Raw genomic sequence first — 6,126 nt, 5'->3', positions numbered from 1 at the left:
AAGAATGGATGAACAAGTCAAAGTCAGAGGCTACAGAATTGAATTGGGAGAAATTGAAAGTGTAATTAGAAAACAAACAGGTGTAAGAGATGTGGCAGTCATTGCTAGAGAAGATCAATCTGGAGATAAGTATATTTGTGCCTATGTAGTTAGTGAAGATCAAGCGAACGAAGTTGAAGTTGATGTAGCGCAAATAAAAAGTGAGATCAAAAAAGACTTGCCTGAGTATATGATCCCGTCTTATTTCCTGACGCTTGAGAAATTGCCTGTAACGGCCAATGGCAAGCTAGATCGGCGCGCGCTTCCCGAACCAACCATACTGGGAATTAAAGAATATACAGCCCCAAGAAATGAGCTGGATGAAACTTTGGTTGCTATTTTTAAAGAAGTGTTAGGACTAGACCAGGTTAGTATCGATGATAGTTTCTTTGAACTAGGAGGACATTCTTTACGAGCGACTCGTGTCGTTAATCTGATCGAGTCTAATGTAGGTATAAGATTGCCATTGAAAACTCTATTTGAGCGATCAACGATCATTGAGTTGAGTGAAATTTTAAAGAATACGGAAGAAACTACGTACGAAGCCATTCCACAGGTTGAGAAACAAGCCTATTATCCGATGTCATCCGCACAAAAGAGAATGTACATCATAAATAAAATGGATGATTTGGGGACGGTTTACAATATGCCAGGTGTCATGAAAATTGAAAGGGGGCTGGAACTCGAAAAAATAAAAAATGTATTTCAAAAGTTAACCCAAAGACATGAAGGTCTAAGAACGAGCTTCCATATGGTAGAAGGGGAGCTGGTACAAAAAATAGAAGATGAGGTAGAAATAGATTTTTCATATGAAGAGATTGATGATGCAGAAGGAATGGTCGGAATCCCGCCTATTAACGAGCTGCTAGGAGAATTTTTGCGTCCATTCAATTTGGGAGAAGCTCCTTTGCTACGTACCAAGGTAGTCAAATATGGGGAAGAAAAAAACCTGTTAATGTTCGATATGCATCATATTATTTCGGACGGTGCGACGATTAATATCATCACGAAAGAATTCTCGCAGATGTATGACGGAGATGAACTGAAGGCTCTGGATGTACAATACAAAGATTATAGTGAATGGATGAGAAAGAAAGATATTAGTAATCAGGAAGCCTATTGGATGGATCAGTTGAGCGACGACATTCCGGTGCTGGACTTGCCATTAGACTATCCAAGACCACAAAGCCAGCAGTTCAGTGGTGCGGCCTTTGACACTAATATAAGTGCTATTACTAAAGCAGAAGTGCAACAGCTATGTAAACAAACAGGTACCACGGAATACATGGCATTACTGTCGACATTGATGGTGCTATTACACAAATATAGTCGACAAGAGGATATTATCATCGGGAGTCCGATCTCAGGCAGAACGCATGAGGACACTGAAAACGTGATCGGGATGTTCGTAAATACGTTAGCGATGAGAGGCAGACCCGAAGGACAGAAGTCGTATGTTGATTTCCTGGCTGAGATTAAAGAAACCTGTCTGAAGGGGTATGAGAATCAGGAATACCCTTTTGAAGATGTTGTGGACAAGGTGAATGTAAAGAGAGATATGTCAAGAAATCCGATTTTTGACGTTATGTTTGTGTTGCAAAATAATGAGGAAGATGAATTATCCGCGCAAGGATTAGCATTTGAAGAGATACAAACGGTATCCAGAGTAGCCAAATTTGATCTGACCATCACTGTGAATAGTACGTCTGAAGGATACATGATCGACTGGGAGTATTGCGATGAGCTGTTCAAAGAGGAAACGGTACGGAGAATGGCCGCCCATTTTGAACAAATCGTAAGTGAAGTATTAGGGAACCCCACGAAAAAGATCAGTGAAATCGAAGTCATCACGGAAATGGAAAAGAATCAAATCTTGTTCGATTTTAATGATACAAAAGTCGTATATCCAAAGGATAAGTCTATCAAAGAGTTATTTGAGGACCAAGTAAGAAAGACACCTCAAGAGATTGCGATTGTCTATGATGATCAGAAGATGACTTATGATGAGTTGGATACAAAAGCTAATATTATAGCGAATGAGCTCATCTCCTGGGGTGTTAAGCCTAATGATGTTGTTGCATTTTCATTAAAGAGAAGTAGTGATCTAATGGCAGCTATATTAGGTATTCTAAAAAGTGGTGGAGCATTTTTGCCTGTAGACATAAATTATCCAGCAGAACGTAAAGAATTTATAGTTTTGGATAGTCAGGCTAAAGTATTGATTTCAGAAGATCCACACGTTGTGCAGGAAATTGCCGGGTGTAGACAAGTTCAAATGGTTGATTTGCTGAATGGCGTGAACAGTTCTAATCCGATGGTTGAAATAGCAGATCAAAGTCTGTGCTATTGCATCTACACGTCAGGATCTACAGGGAATCCTAAAGGCGTGAATATTACCCTTGCGAACCTGCTGAATTATCTGATGTATTGTAAACAGGAATATGTAACAGGGCAGCCCATCATGCCACTATTCACAAATATTTGCTTCGATTTAACGATGACCTCTATATTTGTACCGTTGTGTTTCGGCGGAAAGCTGTTCATTTATAACAAAGGAATTGAAATCGATCTATTTGATGTTTTTAATAACCAAGAGCTATCTATCATTAAGTTAACTCCATCTCACCTCAAACTAATATGTGGACATGATAAAGCTGAAATCATGAGTAATTTGAAGTGCTTAATCGTAGGTGGTGAAGAATTAGAATCGAAAACAGCCTATGACACACTTCAAAAATTAGGGATGCATATTGATATTCATAATGAGTATGGTCCAACGGAAACTACAATTGGATGTTGCGATTATATTTATCATGCAAATTCTGAAGCTAACACAAGAACAGTATTAATTGGTAAACCTATTTCCAATACGCAAACCTACATTATGAATGAGAACCAGTTATGTGGAGTAGGAATGATAGGCGAATTATGTATTGGTGGAGAAGGTGTAGGAAGAGGGTACCTTAATCGGCCAGAGTTAACAACAGAGAAATTTGTAAATCATCCATATCAAGAAGGAACTACCATGTACAGAACAGGTGATTTAGCTAAATGGTTGCCTGATGGAAATTTACAATATTTAGGAAGAGTTGATGAGCAAGTTAAGGTAAGAGGATTTAGAATTGAATTAGGTGAAATAGAAGAAGTAATTAGAAGATATGAGGGAATACGTGATGTAACTGTAATTGTGAGAGAAGATCAATCTGGAGATAAGTATATTTGTGCCTATGTGGTCAGTGAGGATCAAGCCGATGAAGTCGACATAGCGCAAATGAAGAGTAAGATCAGAAAAGATTTACCTGAGTATATGATCCCGTCTTATTTCCTGATGCTTGAGAAGCTACCTGTAACGGCCAATGGCAAGCTAGATCGGCGTGCGCTTCCCGAACCCGATATGCTGGGAACTAAAGAATATGTAACCCCAAGAACTGAGCTGGAAGAAACGTTGGTTGCTATTTTTAAGGAAGTGTTAGCACTAGAACAGGTTAGCATTGACGATAGTTTCTTTGAATTAGGAGGACATTCATTAAGAGCGATCCGTGTTGTGAATCTGATCGAGTCTAATGTAGGTATAAGGATGCCATTGAAGACTCTATTTGAGCGTCAAACCGTTATGGAATTGAGTGAAGTTTTACAGAATACGAAAGAAACTACGTACAAGGCTATCCCGCAGGTGGAGAAACAAGCCTATTATCCGATGTCATCCGCACAGAAGAGAATGTATATCATCAATACAATGGATGACTTGGGAACAGTTTATAATATGCCAGGTGTTATGGAAATTGAAGGGGGACTGGAACTCGAAAAAATAAAAGATGTGTTTCAAAAGTTAACTCAAAGACATGAAGGTCTAAGAACGAGCTTCCATATGGTAGAAGGGGAGCTGGTACAAAAAATTGAAGATGAGGTAGAAATAGATTTTGCATATGAAGAAATTGTAGGAACCCCGACCCCGAATATCAACGAGTTATTAGGAGAATTCTTACGTCCATTCAACTATAGAGAAGCCCCATTACTACGTACAAAGGTAGTCAAATATGGGGAAGAAAAGAACCTGTTAATGTTTGATATGCATCATATTATCTCTGATGGTGCGACGATGAATATCATCACGAAAGAATTCTCGCAGATGTATAACGGAGAAAAACTGAAAGCTCTGAATGTACAATACAAAGATTACAGTGAATGGATGAGAAAGAAAGACATTAGTAATCAGGAAGCCTACTGGATCGATCAGTTTAGCGACGAAATACCTGTGTTAGATTTGCCATTAGACTATCCAAGACCACAAAGCCAGCAGTTTAGCGGTGCGGATTTTAATATTAAATTAAGTGCTATGACTAAAGCACAAGTACAACAGCTATGTAAACAGACAGGTACAACGGAATATATGGCATTGCTATCGACATTGATGGTGCTATTGCACAAATATAGTCAACAAGAGGATATCATCGTCGTCGGAAGTCCGATCTCAGGCAGAACGCATGAGGATACTGAAAATGTGATTGGGATGTTCGTAAATACATTAGCGATGAGAGGCAAACCCGAAGGGCAAAAATCGTATGCTGATTTCTTGGCTGAGATTAAAGAAACCTGTCTGAAGGGGTATGAGAATCAGGAATATCCTTTTGAAGATGTAGTGGATAAAGTGAATGTAAAGAGAGATATGTCAAGAAATCCGATTTTTGACGTATTATTTGTGCTACAAAATAATGAAGTAGAAGAGGTGTCAGCAGAGGGCCTACAATTTAAAACTGTCGAAATAGAATCTAATATAGCCCAATTTGATCTGACAGTTACTGTGGAAAATACGCTGGATGGATACATGGTGAATTGGGAGTATTGTGACAAGCTATTCCATGAAGAAACCATACGAAGAATGGCGGTACATTTTGAACATATTCTACATGAAATATTAGATGCTCCAACGAAGCAAATCCGTGAGATTGAAATCATTACCGAAATGGAAAAGAATCAGATCTTATGCGAATTTAATGATACAAAAGTAGAATATGAGCATGAAAAGACTATATTAGATTTGTTCGAGGAATGGGTGGTTCAATCACCGACCAAAACTGCGATCTTGTATGAAGAACAAGAGGTCATGTATGAGGAATTAAATAGTAGAGCGAATCAAATAGCTGGATTCCTTCTAAACAATCGTTTAAAAGATGAAGATGTTGTAGGCATCATGTTAGATCGAACACCTGACATGATTCGAAGCATCATGGGGATTTGGAAAGCAGGTGGTGCATACTTGCCACTTGATGTAGATCATCCTATTCAAAGACGATTAGATATTCTACAGGAAGCTAACGTGAAATATATTTTGACCTTGTCCAAGCATGTTACGGAGGAGTTCAAGAATGGGTATCATGGAGAAATCATTTGTTTAGATCAAATTGAGAAGCAATTAGATGCTATAAATCAAGATGATGTGAAGAAAAGGATCAACCCCTCCAGCTTAGCTTATATTTTGTTCACATCAGGTTCCACAGGGAAACCAAAGGGAGTCATGATTGAACATGCAGGGATGTTGAATCATATTCTGGCAGAGCGGGATATGTTAGAGCTTGATCAGCGTTTAGTGTTTGCTCAGAACGCGAATCATTGCTTTGATATTTCAGTGTGGCAAATGGTAGGGGCATTAGCTTTGGGCGGAACCACCGTTATTTATTCCAACGAATTAGTATTGGAACCGAAGCGATTCGTAGATTCTATAGCTAAGGATCGTGTGACTTTGCTTGAAGTCGTACCTTCCTACATGTCAGTAATGATGGACTATATAGAAGACAGCAGAATCCGTTTGCCAGAATTGAAGTATTTGATGATCACAGGCGAGATGGTTAAGCCTTATTTGTTAAGACAATGGTTTAATATTTGCGCTGAAATTCCTGTGATCAATGCCTATGGTCCGGCAGAGGCATCTGATGATATCTGTCAGCATGTAATCAGAAGTATGCCAGAGACAATGGTTAATGTACCGATAGGGAAACCTCTAAATAATGTAAGTATATATATACTTGATTCTGTTAGCAGATTGTGTCCGGTTGGAGTTGTAGGTGAGTTATGTGTAGCAGGGGTCTC

1 protein-coding gene is annotated in these 6,126 nt (G+C 38.9%); it reads left to right on the top strand.

From position 1 onward, the window contains the following. Window positions 1-6,126, top strand: a 6,126-nt coding sequence (locus BLS49_RS24340; RefSeq protein ID WP_139173185.1) for a non-ribosomal peptide synthetase, incomplete at both ends; no start/stop codon positions are given.

It is taken from the genome of Fontibacillus panacisegetis, assembly GCF_900102215.1.
Lineage (GTDB): Bacteria > Bacillota > Bacilli > Paenibacillales > Paenibacillaceae > Fontibacillus > Fontibacillus panacisegetis.
The sequence above is the reverse complement of the archived record's forward strand: the minus strand, read 5'-3'. Positions and strand labels throughout refer to the sequence as shown.